Annotated in this window: 17 protein-coding genes; 8 read left to right on the top strand and 9 right to left on the bottom strand. The window is 63.9% G+C overall.

Annotation, left to right across the window (positions count from 1 at the left end; translation table 11 throughout):
• Positions 1 to 107 precede the first annotated feature (107 nt).
• The 4 genes from HGI30_RS04160 (at position 108) to HGI30_RS04145 (ending at position 2,744) form a co-directional block, all read left to right on the top strand.
• A complete protein-coding gene (locus HGI30_RS04160; RefSeq protein WP_168906492.1) occupies positions 108 to 953 on the top strand; it encodes an AraC family transcriptional regulator in 846 nt (281 codons plus the stop codon).
• A 193-nt stretch (positions 954 to 1,146) separates the two neighbouring features.
• Complete coding sequence (locus HGI30_RS04155; protein WP_168906491.1) at positions 1,147 to 1,758, top strand: GNAT family N-acetyltransferase; 612 nt, start codon at positions 1,147 to 1,149, stop codon at positions 1,756 to 1,758.
• A gap of 118 nt (positions 1,759 to 1,876) precedes the next feature.
• Positions 1,877 to 2,185, top strand: coding sequence for a hypothetical protein (locus tag HGI30_RS04150; protein ID WP_168906490.1), 309 nt, complete (start codon positions 1,877 to 1,879; stop codon positions 2,183 to 2,185).
• 211 nt (positions 2,186 to 2,396) lie between these two features.
• Complete coding sequence (locus tag HGI30_RS04145; RefSeq protein WP_168906489.1) at positions 2,397 to 2,744, top strand: hypothetical protein; 348 nt, start codon at positions 2,397 to 2,399, stop codon at positions 2,742 to 2,744.
• 681 nt (positions 2,745 to 3,425) lie between these two features.
• On the opposite strand, the gene HGI30_RS04140 is transcribed toward HGI30_RS04145, so the two are convergent.
• The 4 genes from HGI30_RS04140 to HGI30_RS04125 all read right to left on the bottom strand — a co-directional run bounded on the left by HGI30_RS04140 (position 3,426) and on the right by HGI30_RS04125 (position 8,073).
• Positions 3,426 to 5,021 (bottom strand): extracellular solute-binding protein, encoded by a 1,596-nt coding sequence (locus tag HGI30_RS04140; protein ID WP_328805242.1) that lies wholly within the window; start codon positions 5,019 to 5,021, stop codon positions 3,426 to 3,428.
• Between the two features lie 181 nt (positions 5,022 to 5,202).
• Positions 5,203 to 6,090, bottom strand: a complete 888-nt coding sequence (locus tag HGI30_RS04135; RefSeq protein WP_168906488.1) for a carbohydrate ABC transporter permease — start codon at positions 6,088 to 6,090, stop codon at positions 5,203 to 5,205.
• A gap of 13 nt (positions 6,091 to 6,103) precedes the next feature.
• Complete coding sequence (locus HGI30_RS04130; protein WP_168906487.1) at positions 6,104 to 7,018, bottom strand: ABC transporter permease; 915 nt, start codon at positions 7,016 to 7,018, stop codon at positions 6,104 to 6,106.
• A gap of 29 nt (positions 7,019 to 7,047) precedes the next feature.
• A complete protein-coding gene (locus tag HGI30_RS04125) occupies positions 7,048 to 8,073 on the bottom strand; it encodes a LacI family DNA-binding transcriptional regulator (RefSeq protein WP_235680316.1) in 1,026 nt (341 codons plus the stop codon).
• A 248-nt stretch (positions 8,074 to 8,321) separates the two neighbouring features.
• Between HGI30_RS04125 and HGI30_RS04120 the strand changes: the two genes are divergently transcribed.
• Positions 8,322 to 9,338 carry a LacI family DNA-binding transcriptional regulator gene (locus tag HGI30_RS04120; protein ID WP_168906485.1) on the top strand — a complete coding sequence of 339 codons (1,017 nt, stop codon included), beginning with the start codon at positions 8,322 to 8,324 and terminating at the stop codon, positions 9,336 to 9,338.
• Positions 9,339 to 9,616: 278 nt separating this feature from the next.
• Complete coding sequence (locus HGI30_RS04115) at positions 9,617 to 11,125, top strand: glycoside hydrolase family 30 protein (protein WP_168906484.1); 1,509 nt, start codon at positions 9,617 to 9,619, stop codon at positions 11,123 to 11,125.
• A gap of 623 nt (positions 11,126 to 11,748) precedes the next feature.
• Here HGI30_RS04115 and HGI30_RS04110 read toward each other — a convergent pair.
• Positions 11,749 to 12,678, bottom strand: coding sequence for a manganese-dependent inorganic pyrophosphatase (locus HGI30_RS04110; RefSeq protein WP_168906483.1), 930 nt, complete (start codon positions 12,676 to 12,678; stop codon positions 11,749 to 11,751).
• A 251-nt stretch (positions 12,679 to 12,929) separates the two neighbouring features.
• Between HGI30_RS04110 and HGI30_RS04105 the strand changes: the two genes are divergently transcribed.
• Positions 12,930 to 13,211, top strand: coding sequence for a hypothetical protein (locus HGI30_RS04105; protein ID WP_168906482.1), 282 nt, complete (start codon positions 12,930 to 12,932; stop codon positions 13,209 to 13,211).
• 80 nt (positions 13,212 to 13,291) lie between these two features.
• Here HGI30_RS04105 and HGI30_RS04100 read toward each other — a convergent pair whose 3' ends face one another.
• From HGI30_RS04100 to HGI30_RS04090, 3 genes are all read right to left on the bottom strand, one after another.
• Positions 13,292 to 14,497 (bottom strand): MFS transporter, encoded by a 1,206-nt coding sequence (locus HGI30_RS04100; RefSeq protein WP_168906481.1) that lies wholly within the window; start codon positions 14,495 to 14,497, stop codon positions 13,292 to 13,294.
• A 229-nt stretch (positions 14,498 to 14,726) separates the two neighbouring features.
• Positions 14,727 to 16,373: an MDR family MFS transporter gene (locus tag HGI30_RS04095; protein ID WP_168906480.1), complete on the bottom strand. Its 1,647-nt coding sequence runs from the start codon at positions 16,371 to 16,373 to the stop codon at positions 14,727 to 14,729.
• A gap of 150 nt (positions 16,374 to 16,523) precedes the next feature.
• A complete protein-coding gene (locus HGI30_RS04090) occupies positions 16,524 to 17,153 on the bottom strand; it encodes a TVP38/TMEM64 family protein (RefSeq protein ID WP_235680315.1) in 630 nt (209 codons plus the stop codon).
• A gap of 175 nt (positions 17,154 to 17,328) precedes the next feature.
• On the opposite strand from HGI30_RS04090, the gene HGI30_RS04085 reads away from it, so the two are divergent.
• Positions 17,329 to 18,099 carry a ZIP family metal transporter gene (locus HGI30_RS04085; RefSeq protein WP_168906479.1) on the top strand — a complete coding sequence of 257 codons (771 nt, stop codon included), beginning with the start codon at positions 17,329 to 17,331 and terminating at the stop codon, positions 18,097 to 18,099.
• Between the two features lie 252 nt (positions 18,100 to 18,351).
• On the opposite strand, the gene HGI30_RS04080 is transcribed toward HGI30_RS04085, so the two are convergent.
• A complete protein-coding gene (locus HGI30_RS04080) occupies positions 18,352 to 19,083 on the bottom strand; it encodes a DsbA family oxidoreductase (RefSeq protein WP_168909714.1) in 732 nt (243 codons plus the stop codon).
• Positions 19,084 to 19,119 lie beyond the last annotated feature (36 nt).

Here is a 19,119-nt window from a genome sequence, read left to right as displayed (position 1 = left end):
ATGGGATATAAGGATATCACCATTGTATCCCTTCCTCCATCCCCTTGATATCCAAGGATATGGACGTATGATAGAACAATATGGAACCGTCGAAAGGAGGAACGCGCATGCAGCAGCCCGGACCGCGCCATCGCCGCATCGTCGCCGTCGAGCTCAAGGAAAGGCCGCTTCCGCTCCGGCTGGAGAGCCTCGGGTACAACCCGGATCAGGAGCCTTTCCATCGTCCGGACGGCTATACGGTGTACCACTGGCTGCAGACCGTCTCCGGCGCAGGCCGGATCGAGTGGGCCGGACGCTCGGAGACGCTGCGCTCCGGGAGCGGCCTGCTGCTGCCGCCCGGAGCGCCCCACCGGTACCGGAGCGCGGATGCCACGGTCTGGAAAACGGTCTACATGACGTTCAGCGGCGGCGAGGCTGCTCCGCTGCTCGCCTCGCTCGGCCTCGCCGCGCCCGGGCTGTACCGCTGGGAGGAGGAAGCCCCGCTCGGCTCGCTGCTGCTCGATTCGCTCGGCCGGCTGGAGCAGGCGGCCGATCCGCTCGGCTTGGAGGCGTCGCAGCAGGCGTACCGCTTCCTGCTCGCGCTCGGCACGTACGCGAGCGCCGACGCCGGCACCGCCGTCATGCAGCAGCTGCGCCAGCTGGAGCCGCTGCTCGCCTGGCTCGAGGCGAACCTGCACCGGCCGACGGTCAGCCTCGACGACATGGCGGCCCGGGCGGGCGTATCCGGCCGCCGGCTGAACACGCTGTTCCGCAGCCTGTTCGGCCTTTCGCCTTACGCCTACCTGCTGCGGCTGCGCATCCGGCGGGCGCGGGAGCTGCTGCTCAGCCGGCCGGATGCTCCGCTGCGGCTCATCGCCAAGGACAGCGGCTTCCGCGACGTCAGCCATTTCATCGCCACGTTCCGCCGGCTGACCGGCGACACGCCGGACCGGTTCCGCAGCGGCCGGCCTTGAGCCGCGAGCGGCGAGAGCAGCCGATTCGGACCGCGCTTGCCGAGTCGGCTCGCGCCGATGCGCCCTTGACGGTGCACGTTGACCGTCCGCCTCATTGATATTAGGGTACAATCATCCACGATTGGAGCAGCTGCTTGGATGCCGTCGAGACCGCTCTTGACCTACGGTTTCTTAAAAAGGAAGGGGATTCGTCATGAAGCACTCTGACGCATTTAAGGTTGTCCGGGCCGACCGCGCAGGCGTAGAGGCCAGAAACCAGATGGCGGAGATTTTCGCCGACGGCTTCTCGCAGTGGCTCACGTTTTTTTCTAAAGACCGGGATGTCACCGCAAAGGCGTTCGCCCATATGTTTGTGCTGGATCAATATTATGTGGCGCTCGCTGGCGATCGCGTGGCGGCCTTCGGCGCCTGTACGGACTGTCGCCGCTTCTCCGTCAACCTTCAGAGCGCGCCGCTCCGCCGGCATCTGGGCTGGTTCAAGGGCTCGATGGCCGCTCTCATTCTGAAGAGGGAGTTCCAAAAGCCGTTTGTCGATCCGCCGGCTGAAACGGGGTCGATCGAGTTCGTCGGCACTGCCTTGTCCTTCCGCGGTCAAGGAGCGGCTTCGGCTGTGATCCGACATATGCTGGATCATCTGCCGTACCGCACCTATCTGATCGAAGAGGTCGCGGAGACCAATGTTCCGGCCATCCGCCTGTATGAGAAGCTGGGGTTCACGGAATACAAGCGCAAGTCCCTGTCCCCCAAGCAGGCCCGCAGAGCCGGGTTCCATCACATGGTCTCCCTGCGTCTGGAGAAGACGTGAGACGTGGCGAAGCCTGCCCTATACACGGGCAGGCTTCGTTCGACTCTCCGTCATGGGACAATTCCTCGCCGGCATACACTGAGGCGCAGGCAGCTCATCCCGAAGGAGGCGAACCGCCGTGCTCCAGCGCTTGCTCCGCAAGCGGATGATTCTCGTCATCGTGCCGAAATATTCCATCCACCAGTTCCTTTGGTGCGACTTCGGAGCCAGCTCGCTCTGCGGATGGGCGATGGAGGAGAGCGACTTCACCCGTGTCGCCGTCTTCGTCGGCAGCTCGGCGGTGCCGGTGCTGCTCCGCCGCACCGTCAACTCCCCTCGCAGCCCGCTGCGGCCGCGCCTGCTCCAGACGCATGACCGGCTCTGGTCGAAGCGCGCCCGCTCCCGTGCCGTGCCGCTTGCGCTGGCCGCCGCGGCCGCTCCTTCATGACGTTGACGGTTCCTGCCGTTGACGGTTCACGGGATGAAAAGTCCACACCAAGGTCCTGATCGGGACCAGGGTGTAGTTTAGGCTGCGCCATGCGCGGCAGCGTGTCGGCGGCTCCCACCGCCGACGCGCCTCAGCCGCCTCGATCCTGCGCGCGGATAACACTGTTGCGGTCGGGAAACACTAGCGGCATCAACCGATCGGGGAGGCCGCCATGACCGTCATCTGGAGCTTGATCCTGCTGGCTGCGGGACTCGGCGCAATCAACGCCGTCTTCGCCTATCAAGGGAAGCATGTCGACCCTGCGTTCTGGAGCGCGCTGAAGTACCAGCTGCTGCTGCTGCCCGTCATGCTCGGCGCGAACCTCAGCATCGGCTCGGGAATCAAGCTCGGCCTGAAGGCCGTTCCGAGCCTGAGCTTCGTGCTCGTCGCCGCCAAATGCCTGGAGATTCTCCTGTCCGTCGGCATGGGCTATCTGTTCTTCCGCGAAGTGCCCGGCTGGAAAACCTGGGCCGGACTCGCCGTCATCGCAAGCGGCCTCCTGCTCATGAAGCAGGACTAGCCCCGCAAGCTAGCCCCGCAAGCTAGCCCCGCAAGCCGAAACGCCAAAACACGCCCAAGGTCCTGATTCGGACCGGGCGTGTTTTGAATTGCGCTCTGCCTGGCAGCCTAACGACTCCTGAGATGCTTAGAAGCCTATTTTCGAAGCCTTTCCAACGCCAACGACTCGTGGGGAGCTTAGACTCCTTGCAGAGAGCCGAACGGCGATAAAGGAGACTCATTTTTCTCGCTAAGCGTCTGAGCAGTCGTTAGCGTTCCCAAGCGGTCGATTTCGCGTGTCTAAGCGTCTGAGCAGTCGTTCGCATTCTCAAACTGTCGATGCCGCGTGTCCAAGCGTTGAGGAGCCGTTGGAGACGCGACGCTCGGCCAAGCCGCAGCGAAGTCGTCCGCGTATCGCCCTTTTCGTCCCGCCGAGCCGGCCCTTCGCAAGCTGCTCCTGCAAGCCACGCCGACCGAGCGCGAGCTCAGCCGGGCCGCCGCTCCTACTGGATGCCCTTCTCGTCGAAGCAGGCGTTCGCCCGCTCCTGCCGCCCCGTCAGCCCGCCGCTCCTACTGGATGCCCTTCTCGTCGAAGCAGGCGTTCGCCTGCTCCTGCCGCACCGTCGCCCGCCGCTCCTATTGGATGCCCTTCTCGTCGAAGCAGGCGTTCGCCTGCTCCTGCCGCCCCGTCAGCCCGCCGCTCCTACTGGATGCCCTTCTCGTCGAAGTAGGCGTTGGCCTGCTCCTGCACGTAGGCGAGCACCTGCTCGACGCCGGCCGCCTTGAGCTGCTTGCGGTACGTCTCGAGCGCCTTGTCGACGTCCGGCACGAGGCCCATCATCAGCGGCATGCCGTACTGCTGGATGACCTGGTTGACGGCCGCCTGCTGCGACTTGACCGGCTTGTAGTCCATGATGATCGGCGCGAAGATATTCGGCTTGCTCTCGGCCTTGAACTCGTCCATGAGCGCCGGGAACTCCGTCCAGCCGCCCGCCTGCTGCTCCTTGGCGAGGCTCGTGACGCGCCAGCCCCAGCTCGTGATGGAGTAGGCCTTGAAGTTCTTGTCGCCCTCCTTGCCCTTCGGCGGCGAGATGGCGATCTTGCCGTCGTCGCTGAGCGTGTAGTGCGTGTCCTGGATGCCGTACGTCAGCAGGTCGAAGTAGCGGGAGTCCGTGCGGATCTTCTCCAGCGCCATGAGCGAGCGCTCGGCGTTCTTGGAGCTTTTCGGCACGGCCATCGCGTTGTTGACCGACAGCGTCGGCATCGCGTAGCCTTGGAAGCGCGTGAACGGGAAGTAGGCATAGTCGGTGCCCTTGTTCGCCTTCTCGGCGTCGACGATGAAGCCGCCCGCGCCCGGCGCGTTGCGCCAGTAGGCGCCGCCTGTTCCGGCCTTCAGGGCGTCGCCGGCCTCCTTCTGCGAGCTCAGCGTGTCGGAGGTCCAGAAGCCTTTTTGCGACCAGGTCTTCATCCGCTTCACGAACTGCTCGAACTCCGGCGTCTCCGCGTAGTTGATGATGTCGCGCGGCGTATCGTACGACTTGGCGACGATGACGCCGCTGTCTCCGCCGATCTGCTCGTAGCCGTGGTACGCCTTGAACAGCGTGAACACCTCGTTCCACGCCTTGCCGTTGATCGGCGTCACCTTCTTCTGCGTCTTGACCGCGTCCAGGTACGCCTCGATCGAGTCGAGATCCTTGATCTCCGGCACGTTCAGCTCCTTGCGCCAGTCCTCGCGGTAGACGAGGCCGTCCGGCGTGTACTCGGGGTATGTGCTCGGCACGGCGTAAATCTTGCCGCCCACCGTCGCCTCCTCCCAGTCCTGCTTGGGCACCGCTTTCCACGTCTCGGGCATGTAGGTCGGGAGCAGCCCGTCGAGCTCCTTGAACGCTCCCTGGTCGGCGAACTTGTAGTAGTCGGCCCACGTCGAGGCGAACACCATGTCGACCTTCTCGCCGGACGTCAGCAGCAGATTGTACTTCGTCTGCCAGTCGTTCCACGTCGTGAAGTTCAGCTTGATCGTCGCGTTGATGTCCTTCTCCAGCATCGCGTTGATCTGGTCCTGGATCTTCGGGCTGTCGGCGTGGCCGTCCCCGAGCACGTACCAGACGAGCTCGACCTTCTTGGACGTGTCGATCGCCTTCGCCTCGCCGGATGCGCCGCTGTTCGCCGCCGCTCCGCCTTCCACCGTCCCCGCGTTCGCCGTACCGCCTCCATTGCCGTTTCCGTTGCCGCTGCACCCGGCCAGCGCACTCGCCAGCAGCGCCGTCGTCATGAGCATGCCCGCTGTCTTTCGGTTCACGTCGACTCCTCCTCTAGGTTCTACTCTATGGTTGGATTGAAAAAGTCCTCCGCCGTCCGGTCGAGCCCGGCGAACCGGCTGCCTCGGCAGAGGCAGGCGCTTCGCCGGACTCGCCGGCCAGCCGTTTCTTCCCATCCGGGCGGCCGATCCGGCCGCCCCGCCTGCCCTAAGGGCGCTTTCGTCAGCCTTTCACCGCCCCGATCGTCAGGCCCTTCACGAAGAAGCGCTGGACGAACGGATACAGGAAGACGATCGGCCCGGTCACGATGATCGCCGCGGCCATCTTGAGCGTCTCGGCCGGCGGCTTGAAGTCCGGCGACAGGTTGCCGGCGATGCTCGTCTTGAGCACGGCGGCGCTGGCGAGAATCTTGTACAGCAGGAACTGCAGCGGATACTTGGACTCGGTCGTGATGAACAGATTGGCCATGAACCAGTCGTTCCAGAAGCCGAGCGCCATGAACAGGCCGATCGTCGCCAGGCTCGGCGCGGACAGCGGCAGGATGAGCTTCAGGTAGATCGTGAACTCGCCGGCGCCGTCGATCTTGGCCGATTCCGGGATCGACTCGGGGATCGACTTCATGAAGTTCTTCATCAGGATGATGTTCCACGCGCTCACCAGCACCGGCACGAGCAGCGCCAGGTAGCTGTCCTTGAGCTGCAGGTAGTTGACGATGAGGATGTACCACGGGATGAGGCCGCCGCTGAACAGCGTCGTGAAGTAGATGAAGAAGCTCAGCCCGTTGCGGTACTTGAACTCCTGGCGGCTGAGCACGTAGCCCGCCATCGAGGTGAGGAACAGGCCGAGCGCGGTTCCGACGAGCGTCAGCAGGATCGTGACGCGGTAGGCGTCGAAAATCTGCTCGGGATTGCTGAAGACGGCGCGGTAGGCGTCGAGCGACCATTGCTCCGGGATGAGCTTGAAGCCCTCGGCGATGATTTCCTGCTCGGCCGAGAACGAGCCGGACAGGATGAGCAGGAACGGCAGCAGGCAGAGCAGCGCGAACAGGCTGATGAGGACATAGCCGATCGTATTGAAGACGACGGTCGAGCGTTCGGTACGGATCTTCACCTTTTCATTCCTCCTAGAACAGGGCGTAATCTTCGCGCGTCTTGCGGATGACGTAGTTGACGGCCAGGACGAGGATGAGGCCGAAGAAGCTCTGGTACAGCCCCGCCGCGGTGCCCATGCCGATGTCGAAGTTGACCGCCAGCGACCGGTACACGTACGTGTCGATGATGTCCGTCGAGTTGAACAGCACGCCGTTGTTGCCGATGATCTGGTAGAACAGGTCGAACTGGCCCTTGAGGATGCCCCCGAGGCTGAGCAGGATGAGCAGGATGAACGTCGGCACGAGCAGCGGCAGCGTGATGTGGCGGATGCGCTGGAAGATGTTCGCGCCGTCGATCTTGGCCGCCTCGTGGTACTCGTCGCTGATGCTCATGATCGCCGCCAGGTAGATGATCGTGCCGTAGCCGAGCCCTTTCCACAGGTTGAAGAACACGATGATGTACTTCCACGGCGCGGTGTGCAGGTAGAAGTCGTACGGCTGGAAGCCGAGCTGCACGAGCACCGTGTTGACGAGGCCGTTGCTGGAGTTGAACAGGTTGAACACGAACGCGCCGACGAGCACGAACGAGACGAAGAACGGCAGGAACATGACCGACTGCGTGATCTTGCGGAACCACTTGCCGGGCAGCTCGCTGAGGAAGATGGCGCAGATCAGCTGCAGCGCGTTGCCGAGCAGGATGAACGCCAGGTTGTAGAGCACCGTGTTCTTGGTCAGCGTCCACAGCACGCCCGACTCGTAGAGGAAGCGAAAGTTCTGCATGCCGACGAACTCGCTGCCGAACAGCCCTCCGTCGAAGCTGAAATTGGTGAACGCGTAGTAGACGCCGATCATCGGCAGGTACGAGAAGACGATGAAGAACAGCAGCGTCGGCGCGATCATGAGGAACAGCATCTTGTTGCGCGACCATTCCTTCCGAAAGCCTTGCATCGGGAGCACCTCCGAATTGGTGAAATCGATTACGTCAATCCGCTGGCCGAAGAGCCCCGCACGAGCAGCCTTGAGCTTACCTCGAAGCAGCGGGTGGCGGCGTGGCGGCCTTCGCCGAGCTGGTCGATGAGCTTCTCCGCGAGCAGCGCGCCCATCGCATGCTTGGGCGGGTCGATCGTGCTGAGCGCCGGAGCGACGTACTTGCCGACGCGGTTGTTGTCGACGCCGACGACGGCCATGCCGGCCGGTATCGGGATGCCGAGCTCCGCGCAGGCGCGGTAGATGCCGAGCGCCATCTCGTCGTTGGCGGCGAAGACGGCCGTGAAGCTCTGCGAGCGCTCGCGCAGCCGCAGGAACGCCTCGTAGCCGCCGCTTTCGCTGAAGCCGCCGCTGTCGATCAGCTCCGGGCGGAACGGCAGCGATGCCTGGCGCAGCGCTTTCATATAGCCCTCCAGCCGCTCGTAGCTGTCGGTCGCGTCGGCGAAGCCGCTCAGGAACGCGATCTGCTCATGGCCTTGCCCGATCAGATGGGCGACCGCCTCTGTCGCCGCTCCGACGTTGTCGGTATAGACGCACGGAATGGCCGGATGGTCGATCCGCCGGCCGATCAGGCCGAGCGCGTAGCCGCGGTCGGCATAGGCCGCCAGCTCCGCGTCGCCGAGCATCGGCGCGATCAGGATGATGCCGTCGACGGTGCGGTCCATCGCCAGCGTCATGTAGTCGGCTTCCTTCTCCCGCTGGTTCTGCGCGTCGCAGATGAGGATCTTGTAGCGCAGCGCGCCGGCGGTGTTCTCGATGCCCTTGACGATCTCGGCATAATAGGAGACCAGGATGTCGGAGACGATGACGGCCAAGGTCGACGTCTTCAGGTGGCGCAGGCTTTTGGCCGAGGCGTTGGGCATATAGCGGAGGCGCTCGACGGCCTCCTCGACCCTGCCGCGCGCCGACGGGCTGACCGGACCGCTGCCGTTCAGCACCCGCGACACCGTCGCCGCCGACACGCCGGCCGTCCGCGCCACGTCGAGGATCGTGGCATCCGGCTTGCGTGGTGGCACTAAGCATCCCTTTCTCTCCCGAACCATGATGGTATCGATTACATTTGGACGAAGCCAAGCGGCTCCGAAAGCGTTCCTGCGGTCCGAGCCGGCTCGCTTCCGGCGCTCTTTCGTCCGGTAAGCCGATGATAGCAGCAACCTGTAATCGATTTCAACACCTTTTTTTCCGGTTGCTTCCGGCGTCGGTTGTGGGCTAGAATGAAAGGTGGCTTGAAAACGATTACTCCGCAAAGAAGGTCGAATCTACGATGGATGTGAAAATCATCGACGTCGCCCGCGCCGCCGGCGTCTCCACCGCGACCGTGTCGCGCGTGCTGAACGGCAGTCCCGGCGTCACGCCAAAGACGCGCAGCCGCGTCGAGGCCGCCGTGCAGGAGCTCGGCTATCATCCCAATGCGGTCGCCAAAAACCTGCGCGTGCAGAAGACGAAGACGATCGCCGTCATCGTCCAGGACATCAACGTCTCCTACTTCACCGAAATCGTGAAGGGGATCGAGAATATGGCTTACGTCAAGCATTACAAGGTGCTCATCTGCGACTCCGAGAACCAGGCGGTCAAGGAGCTGGAGTACCTCAACCTGCTCATGAACCGCACGGTCGACGCGGCCATCCTCGTCTCGCCGCTGGTCGGCGACGGGCAGCTGACGGAGATCGCGGAGCGCGGCTACTCGATCGCCGTCATCGGCCGGCATATCGGGCATGAGCAGATTCCGTGCATCTACACGGACAACGTCAAGTTCTCGCTCGAGGTCGTCCGCCATCTGGCCGAGATGGGCCACCGCGACATCGCGTTCCTGAGCGGCTTCTCCGACTCCATCGACAGCTACGAGCGGCTCGAGGGCTACATGAAGGCGCTCAAGGAGCAGCGGCTGCCGTTCCGGCCCGAGCTGATCGACAGCGGCGGCTTCAGCGAGAGCGGCGGCTACGAGGCGATGGGCCGGCTGCTCGACCGGGCCGGCGGCGCCCTGACGGCCGTCTATGCGGCCAACGACGAGATGGCGCTCGGCGTCTACAAATGCTGCCGCGAGCGCGGCCTGCGCATCCCGGAGGATATCGCCGTCGTCGGCGTCGACAACAACCGGATCAGCAAGTACATCTCGCCGTCGCTCAGTACGGTCAACCAGCCGAAATACACGATGGGCGCGCTGCTCGTCGAGAAGCTGATCGACTCCATGAACGAGGACCAGTTCGGCGACAAGCGCGTGTTCAAGGTCGACTCCGAGCTGCTCGTGCGCGGCAGCTCCTCCTTCCGCCGGGAAGGCTGACTCCGGTCACGGGTGGTGGGGCGGACACCCGAAAAAAAGAGGGTTGATTTCTTGGCCCGCCATCGAGTACGATAATTCCACTCCGAAGGAAACGCTTCCAGAAGCTGCATCGAGGCAAGCTGTTTTCGGGCGAGTTTTTTTCAACAGATGTTTGTAATCGATTACAAATTGGAAGAAACGAGGTGATGCGCTTCTCTGCGGCCGGCTGCGAGGCCGTCCATGACTGCCCGCATCCTGCCATTCCATCCCCACCCCATCCCCGAAAGGAGAATCCGTTCATGTCCGACTGGAAGAAAAAAACCGCCGCCGTCGCGCTCGTCGCCGCCCTCGTCTCCGCTGGAGGCACCTACTCCGCCCCGCCCGCCAAAGCAGCCGGCGAGCAAGTGGAGGTGTGGATCTCCACCTCCGATCCGAACTCGGAGCCTGCCGTCGGCCTCAGCCCGAGCGCCCGCCTGTCGCGCATCGGCGACAAGAGCTTCAGCACGAGCGCCGGAAGCGCCGACTTCACGATCAGCGTCGATGAGAATACGACGTTCCAGCAGATGGACGGCTTCGGCGTCTCCATGACCGACTCGTCGGCGTGGCTGATGAACTACAAGCTGGACGCGAACAAGCGCGCCGAGGTGATGGAGCGGCTGTTCGGCCAGAGCGGCATCGGCCTGAGCGTGCTGCGCCAGCCGATCGGCAGCTCCGACTTCGCCTGGGCGGCCTATACCTACGCCGATACGGCGAACGACACGGCGCTGAACCAGTTCACGATCGGGCGCGACCAGGCCTACATCATCCCGATGGTCAAGCAGGCGATCGCCAAGAACCCGAGCATCAAGGTGTTCGGCTCCCCATGGAGCGCGCCCGCGTGGATGAAGTATTCGAACACGCTGAACGGCGGCAAGCTGAAGGCGGAGCATTACGGCACGTACGCGAACTATTTCAAAAAATACATCCAAGCCTATCAGGCCCAAGGAATCCCGATCTACGCCGTCACCGTGCAGAACGAGCCGCTGTACGAGCCGACGCACTACCCGTCCATGGGCATGAACACGCAGGACGAGATCGGCTTCATCGGCGACTATCTCGGTCCGACGCTGCGCGGCGCCGGCATCAACACGAAGATCATCGCGTTCGACCACAACTTCCTCGACTGGAACTTCCCGAACACCGTCATCACCAGCCTGAAGAACGCGGGCAAGGGCGGATATGTCGACGGCAGCGCGTTCCACCACTACGACAGCGGCGACGGCTCGACGATGACGCAGCTGCGGAACAATCACCCAGACAAGGGCATCTGGTTCACCGAGGGCGGCTTCGGCAACTGGAATGATCCGCAGAACGGCACGTCCCAGGGCTTCGACAACATGATGAACGAGTTCATCAACATCACCCGCAACTGGTCCAAGACGATCGTCCTCTGGAACGCGGCGCTGGATCAGAAGGACGGCCCGGCGCTGCTCGCGGCCAACAACAGCAACAAGGGCATGGTCACGATCCGCAACTCCGACAACCGCAACGACGCGCCGGAGAACGTCGTGACGTACAACAAGCAGTTCTACTTGCTCGGCCACTTCAGCAAGTTCGTCGTGCCGGGCGCCTACCGGGTGCAGAGCAATACCGGAAGCGAGATCAAGAGCGTCGCGTTCCGCAACCCGGACGGCTCCAAGGTGGTCGTCGCTTACAACTCATCCAGCGCGGCCCGCAACGTCAAGGTCCAGTGGGGCAGCCAGTCGTTCAACGTGAGCGTGCCCGGCAAGTCCGCCATGACATACAAATGGTACGGCAACCGCTCGTAAGACGCCGCAGGGAAAGGAAGCTGCGGGCGGAGGGGCTGGCCGCCTAGCGGCAGACCGGCGATGGCGATGGCGGAACACGAGCTGTCGGCCGACGCCAGATAAGCCCTGGCACGCCTTATGACAGCGGCCCGATCCGCCAGCTCGACTTTGCCTCCGGCTTCCCGCTCGTTCAAGCGGCCTTGCTCCAGATCCTCGGACCTGAAGCAAGGCCGCTTTTTGCCTTCTATCTATTGCTCGCGCTCGCAAGCAAGGGAGAGAGTTCCTTGTCTTGGAAACGCTGCAGCTGGGCAACCGGCCCAAGGCAGACAAGTGCCTTGGTTCCTCCTCCCTTGGTCCGGATCGGCGGATCCACGGCAGATTTATGCCTTGGTTGCTCCTTCCTCGATTCGAATCGGCGGATCCAAGGCAGATTTATGCCTTGGTTCCACCTTCCTCTGTCCAACACGACGAATCCAAGGCAGATTTGTGCCTTGGCTGGCATGCGTCTGTGAATTCAAGGACGAAATGCCTTGCCCTGGCTTGTCTTGCCTTTGAGCGAGCATTTTCGCATAAAAAATCGGCCCCGTCGCCTGGGCCGATCCGAACAAGCAGGAGGCCCGCCGGGGCCTCCTGCTTCGCTTTTCTTATTTGGACAGGATGTCCGTCAGAACCGGCACGACCTGCGACTTGCGGGACACGATGCCCTTGAGCGTCGCCTTGTTGTCGTCGAGCTTGACGCCGAACGCTTCCTCGAACGCAGCGGTGTCGGCGCCGAGAGCGATGGCGACCGAGTCGTTGTTGAGGATGTCCGTCGTCACGAACACGAACAGGTTCAGCCCTTTGGACGCGATGATGGCGTTCAGCGCCGCTTCGATCTCGGCCTGGCGGGAGAACACGTCGTTCAGGTCGACCGTGTTCACTTGCGCGATCTCGACCTTGGCGGTGCCCATCGTGAACTCCTTGGAGTCGAGGCTGATCAGCTGGGCAATGGTCTTGTCGCTCAGATCGGCGCCGGCCTTGAGCATGTTGAGGCCGTACTCCTCGGCGTTCACGCCGGCGATGTCAGCCAGCTCGCGAGCCGCTGCCACGTCCTGCTCCGTGCAGGTCGGGGACTTGAACAGCAGGGAGTCGGAGATGATGGCCGACAGCATGAGTCCCGCGATTTCCTTTTTGACCGGCACGCCGTGCTCCTTGTACAGCTTGAGCAGGATCGTCGCCGTGCAGCCGACCGGCTCGGCGCGGTAGTACAGCGGCGCCTTGGTCTCGAAGTTGGCGATGCGGTGATGGTCGATGACCTCGATGACCGTCACTTCGTCGATGTCGGCCGCGCTCTGCTGGCGCTCGTTGTGGTCGACGAGGATGACTTGCTTCGCTTCGGTTGCTACGGCTTCGACGAGGCGGGGCGCCGCGACGCCGAATTGGTCGAGCGCATATTGCGTCTCGCTGCCGACCTCGCCAAGGCGGATCGCTTCCGCTTCTACGCCGATCTGATTTTTGAGCTCTGCATAGGCGATTGCCGAGCAGATCGTGTCCGTATCCGGATTCTTATGGCCGAAAACCAGTACTTTGCTCATGTGAGTGTTCTCCTTCGCTAACTGGAATAGGGATTCGAAAAAGACCTGTCCCCGATTATACCTTAAATCCGCCCCGAGAACCATCCCTTTCGCCGTCAAGCCGAGCTCGCCGGGCGCGTTTTTTGCAAAGGCGTCAAGCTCGCCCGCCCGAGCCTTTTCGTACGAGCTTTCATATGCTGGATACGGGTTAAGGTCAAGTAAAGACCCGTGCCGGACCGAGCGAAGCGCCCGAGAAAAGGGAGGACAAGCGAATGTACGAGATCGGTCAGAAATACCGCCATCTGATTACGAAAGAGGTCGTGCAGATTTACTTCGTCTACCGGCATGCCCGGACCAAGCAGGAAACGAAGCTCGATCTCGTCAGCGCGATGACGGACAGCTCGCCTCCGACCGCAGCGGACGCGAGCCTCGCGGATACGGGAGGAGGCGGAGCGCTGGAGCTCCATCGCCGGCTGCGGGCGCTCAAGCGGCAGGATGTCCGTGTCTGGCACATGCCGGTGGATAAGTTCCGCTGCTATTACGACCGAGCCTGAGCGGATCAGGCCGCAGCTCCAAACCGGCTCGCGGCTTGTCCTTCTCGAATGTCGCTGAAGCTCGCCTACGCCTCGCTACGTCAGCCGTTCGCCGCGGCAGGCCCGTCTTCCCCGCTTCGTTCGCCGCGCCTGCGGGACAGCGTCAGGCCGAGCAGCAGCCCGAGCAGGGACAGGCCCGACATATACAGATACATCGTCTGCCCGCCGAACCGGTCGAACAGCCAGCCGCCGGCGTAGGAGGCGACGATGCCGGACACGCCGAAGAACAGCAGCGCCAGCACCGTCTGTCCGGTCGCCCGCCACTCCTGCGGCACGATCCGGTACAGGTACTGGATCGCCGCCGAGTAGAACACCGGGAACGTGACGATCTGCAGCAGCTGCAGCAGGACGAGCCCGAACGGCTCGGTGATCCAAGCGCTCAGGAAAAAGCGGATGAAATAGAAGAAGCCGGCGATGGAGATGAGCAGCAGCTCCCGGCCGCGCCGCAGCCACCAGAAGCTGAGCGCGAATACCGCGATCTCGCTGCCCGCCGCAAGGAACCAGGCTTGGCCGAGCAGCTCCGGCCCGCCTCCGAGCGAGCCGATGTAGACGCCGAGGAAGGTGTCGTTGACACGCTGCGGAACGGCGCTGATGAAGATCAGCAGCAGGAACAGGCCCGTCTGGCGGTTCCGCAGGAATCCGGCCAGGCTGGCCAGCCGCACCGGCTCTCCGGAAGCGGCGGCATCCGGCATGAGGAAGCCGGCAAGCAGGCAGGCCGCGCCGACGGCGGCGAACGTCAGGCCGAGGCTGGATGCGCCGAAGCCGGACATGATGTAGCCGACGGCCAGCGACATGACGGCATAGCCGAATGCGCCGTAGGTGCGGATCGAGCCGTAGCTGAGGCCGCGGTCTTCCGCCGTGCGGAAGTTCAGGCTTTCGAGCAGGGGGTCGACCGGCATGAGGCAGAAGTACAGCAGCATCGCCAGGCCGAGCAGCAACGGGAAGCTGGCGGCTCCGTATAGGAAATAGCCGACGACGGCCGAGCAGGCGGTGAGCAGCAGCATGATCTTGCGCACCGTGCGCAACCGGTCGCTGATCATGCCCCACAGCGGCTGGGCGACGATCGTGACGAAGCCGCCGGTGCCGGTGATGAGCCCGATCTGCATCGGGGTCAGGCCTTTTTGATCCAGATAGACGGGCATGAACGACACGAACACGGCCAGCAGGGAGAAGTAAAGAAAGTTGTACGCCTTGAGCGCCGAGGTGCGCGGCTGCGCATGCGGCTGCGGCTGTTGGTGCAGATGCATGGGATGGTCAAGCCTCTTTCAGGGAAAAATTCGCGTGCTCATGCGGCGGCTCGGGCCCGCCGATTCGGGCCGGGCGAGCACATGCGGGCTCGTGCGGCGGATGGGAAGCGCGTCCTCCCAGCATACCACAGCGGCCCGCTCGCCCCAACGAAAAAACCGGGCACGGCAGGAAGCATCCTGCCGTGCCCGGTCCGGAATCGGCCCGAATGCGCGAGCCGCGAGCAAGCCGTCAATGCGCCGAAGCGTATTCGCGCTCCTGCTCGGCGACGGCTTGAGGGTCCATCTTGCCGTTGCCCATGAAGAAGGCGCACAGCAGCGCAAGCGCCGCCGGCACGATCGCCCACGCGAACGTCTGCACGATCGACGAGGACAGGCCGTCCGTGATCCGCTCGAGCAGATCCGGCGGAATCTGGGCGCGCAGGGCCGGGTCCATCAGCTCGCGCGGATCATGCAGCGAGAAGCCGGGCAGGCCCGCTCCATCGGCCGCGCCAGCGACCGCTCCGCCGGCGGTGCCCGCCGCTCCGGCCGCATCCGCGCCGGCCGCCGCTCCCGGCTGGCCGCCGCCGGCCGCGCCGCCGAGCGCCGTTTCCAGCTTGCGCGTGAACAGGTGGCTCTGGATGATGCCGAACACCGTGATGCCGAGCGCCATGCCGAGCGTGCGCAGGAAGCTCAGCGTCGAGCTCGCCGAGCCGCGGTCCTGGACCGGCACCGAGAACATGCAGGCGTTGCTCAGCACGGAGAACGACGCGCCGATGCCGAGGCCGACGAGCACCATGAACAGGCGCAGCACCCAGATGTTCGTGCCGCTGCCGATCGTCGTCAGCAGCGCGAGGCCGACCACGAGCAGCGCCAGCGTCGGAATCATCAGCGTGCGGTATTTGAACTTCGTCATCAAGAAGCCGCCCAGCGTCGCCGTGACGACGGAGCCGACCATCATCGGCAGCAGCACGAGGCCCGAATTGGTCGCTTTGCCGCCCATGACGCCGGAGATGAAGATCGGGATGTACATCGAGGCGGAGATGAACGCCGCGCCGGCGAAGATGCCGACGAGATTGCTCGAGGCGTAGACGCGGCTGCGGAACATGCGGAACGTGATGATCGGCTCCTTGGCCCGCAGCTCGAACAGCACGAACAGCACCGTCAGCACGGCGAAGCCGCCGAACAGCCCGAGGATCGGCGCGGAATCCCAGCCGTACGTCGTGCCGCCGATCGTCTTGCCGCCGAGCTCGAGCGCGAAGATGAGGCAGACGACCGCCCCGATGAGCGTCGCCGCCCCGCCCCAGTCGATGCTCTGGCGGCTGTGCTTCTGCGATTCGCGGTAGAAGCCCCAGACGAAGATCAGGGAGATCAGGCCGAGCGGCAGGTTGATGTAGAAGATCCAGTTCCAGTGGATGTAGTCCGTGATATACGCTCCGAGCAGCGGCCCGAAGATGCTGGACAATCCGAATACGGCCCCGAACAGGCCGCCGAGCTTGCCGCGCTGCTCCGCCGGCACCGCGTCGAACATGATGGTGAAGGCGACCGGAATCATCGCGCCCCCGCCGATGCCCTGGATGGCCCGGTACAGCGCCAGCTGCTCGATCGAGGCGGCCGTGCCGCAGAGGGCCGATCCGATCATGAAGACGATGAGTCCGAATACGAAAAACCGCTTGCGTCCGTACATATCCGACAGCTTGCCGAAGATCGGCATGCCCGCCATCTCGGCCACCATGTACGCGGAGGTGACCCAGACGAACTTGTCGAGGCCGCCGAGCTCGCCTACAATCGTTCCCATGGCGGTCGAGACGATCGTCTGGTCCATCGAGGCCATGAGCATGCCGAGCAGCAGCCCGGCGATGACGAGCCCGACGGGCTTGCCGGTCGCTTGTTGCTTCATCCGTTGATCCTCTCCCTTTCCTGCTTGCGTCCCGCTCGCGGGACGCGTCCTTCATCATTATAGCCACGACCCCCGCCTGCAAAATCAGCCCGCAGACGGATGTCTTCGGTAATAGTTTTATACTAAAGCAAATCCCCTGACAGCTGTCTGTCAGGGGATGGAAACGGATGTCAGCTCCTCGCCTTCCTCCGCCGGCTTCATGAATTTCTTTTCGATCGCCTTGCAGGCCGCCCAGGAGAGGAACAGGAACAGCGCGACGAAGGCGAGCTGCAGCGGGTCGCGGTAGAAGCGGCCGACGTCGTGGCCGACATAGGAGACGACCAGCGCCATGATGCCCTTGCCGACGGCGACCGCCGCGAAAAAGCGGCCGATCGCCATGCGGGATACCGCCGCCGCCATGTTGACGAGCACGAACGGCCCGACCGGGAACAGGCTGAGGACGAACACGTAGCTGAAGGCGTTGCGCCGGATCCAGCTCATGCTGGCCCTCACCTTGGGCTTGTCGGCCCAGCGCCGGGCGATGCGGTGGCCGGAGGCGGCCCGCACGGCCAGGAACGTCGCCATGCAGCCGGCGACGAGTCCGATCCAGGAGTAAAGGAAGCCGGCCCACAGGCCGTAAGCCGCCGCGTTCGTGCCGATGAGCAGCAGCGTCGGCAGCGGGGGCACGAACGATTTGAGGAAGGGGAGCAGGATGCCGGGGAGCGGCCCATAGGACCGGTACTGCTCGAGCAGCTCCAGCAGCCGTTCTTCCGTCATGTAGGACATCAGTTGATCGAGCATCGGGCATGGACTCCTTTCGGAGGGTCCGGCGCGGCCGGAAGCTCCTCGGGCTATGGCCTTCATTGTACTCCGAGCCGGGCGGGGAAGGAAGCCTCGGCCTCGGCATATTATTCCCCTATCGGCATATCCTACAAAACGACCTAACCGGCCGATCGGCCGGAGCGAAGGAGCGTCTATGAACCCTATTCTGCTCGGCAGCCTCGCGACCGCGGTGTGCACGGTCATCGGCGCGCTGCCTGCTCTATTCATCACGAACATCACCCATCGGGGCAAAGACATCCTGCTCGCCTTCACGGCCGGCATCATGGTCGCCGCCTCGACGTACGGGCTCATCCCGAGCGCGCTCAAGCTGTCGAACCTGGGAACGCTGACGATCGGCATCCTGCTCGGCACGACCGTGCTCCTGCTGCTGGAGCTCATCCTGCCCCATACCGATCCGTCCCATGAATCCGATCTGGACCTGTCGCCCGGCACGACCGCGGCGCGGCGCGGGTGGCTCGGCATGGACCGCAGCTCGATGCTGTTCCTGACGGCGATGGCGCTGCACAACCTGCCGGAGGGCCTGTCCGTCGGCGTAAGCTACGGGAGCAGCGAATCCCAGCTCGGTCCGATCGTCGCGATCAGCATCGGGCTGCAGAACATCCCCGAGGGCTTCCTGACGGCGCTGTTCCTCATCACCCAAGGCATGCGACGCGGCTACGCCGTGCTCATGGCCATCGGCACCGGCGTGCTGGAGCTGATCGCCGCGCTTGTCGGCGTCAGCTTCGTAGCGGCGATCGAGACGGTCGTCCCGTACGGACTCGCCTTCGCGGCCGGAGCGATGCTGTTCGTCGTGTACAAGGAGCTCATTCCCGAGAGCCACGGCGACGGCAACGAGCGCGTAGCGACGTTCTCGTTCATCGTCGGCCTGCTGACGATGATCGCGATGACGCATGCGCTCGGCTGAGGCCCAGCCGGTCCGTCCTCCTCGCGCGTGCCGAAAAAAGCCTTGCGCTCCGCCCCCTTCCGGGCTCTCAAGCGCAAGGCTTTTCAGGGTGCAGCGGCGCCCGAGGGGAGCTTGGCCCCTCCTCTCCCTCTCTTCCGTCTTCAAGACGCAGCCGCGCGCCAAAAAAGCGGGCTCGAACCGTCCCTCTTCATGGACGTGTCGAGCCCGCTTTCATTCTTCCGCCTTCCGATCGCTGCTGACGTCCCGGCCCGGCTAGCTCCGCTCCGGAAGCTCGCACGCCTCGTCGCCCGGAGCGCAAGCCGCGCCCGCATCGCCTGCCGACTCGGGGGCCGCGCCCGCGGCTTCCGCCTCGCGCTCCTCCCAGGCCTGGCGAAGCACCTGCAGGAAGGCGTCGGGATGCTGCGCGCCCGAGACGCCGTACTTGCGGTCGAGCACGTAGAACGGCACGCCCTGGATGCCCAGCTGCGCCGCGTCCTGCTCCTCCGCCCTCACCTGCTCGAAGTAGCGGTCCGATGCCAGCACCGCGGACGCATCCGCGGCGGACAGGCCGGCCTCCTGCGCCAGCGCCTCCAGCGCCTTGCGGTCCTCGAGCAGCAGTCCGTCCGTGAAGTAAGCTTTGAACAGCCGCTCGGCCATCGCGTCGCCCTTGCCTTGATCCTTGGCCCAAGCCATGAGGCGATGCGCATCGAACGTATTGCCCGGCTTCATCGACTCGAAGTCGAAGTCGAGTCCGAGCTGCGCCGCCTGCCCTCCGAGACTCTCGTTGCTCTGACGGGCCTTTTCGGCCGTCATGCCGTACTTGGCGGCGAGCAGCTCGTGGATGCTGCGGCCCGGCTCGTGGACGGCGGACGGATCGAGCTCGAAGCTGCGGTAGACGACCTCGACGCCGTCCTTGTGCTCGAAGGCGTCGAGCGCCTCCTGGAATCTTCTTTTGCCGATAAAGCAGAACGGACAAGCATAGTCCGACCAAATCTCAACCTTCATCGTCATGACCCGCTTTCCGGCGGCTGCGGCCGCCTT

It is taken from the genome of Paenibacillus albicereus, from assembly GCF_012676905.1.
In the GTDB taxonomy this organism is placed as follows: domain Bacteria; phylum Bacillota; class Bacilli; order Paenibacillales; family Paenibacillaceae; genus Paenibacillus_O; species Paenibacillus_O albicereus.
This window is presented reverse-complemented; position numbering and strand designations above follow the sequence as displayed.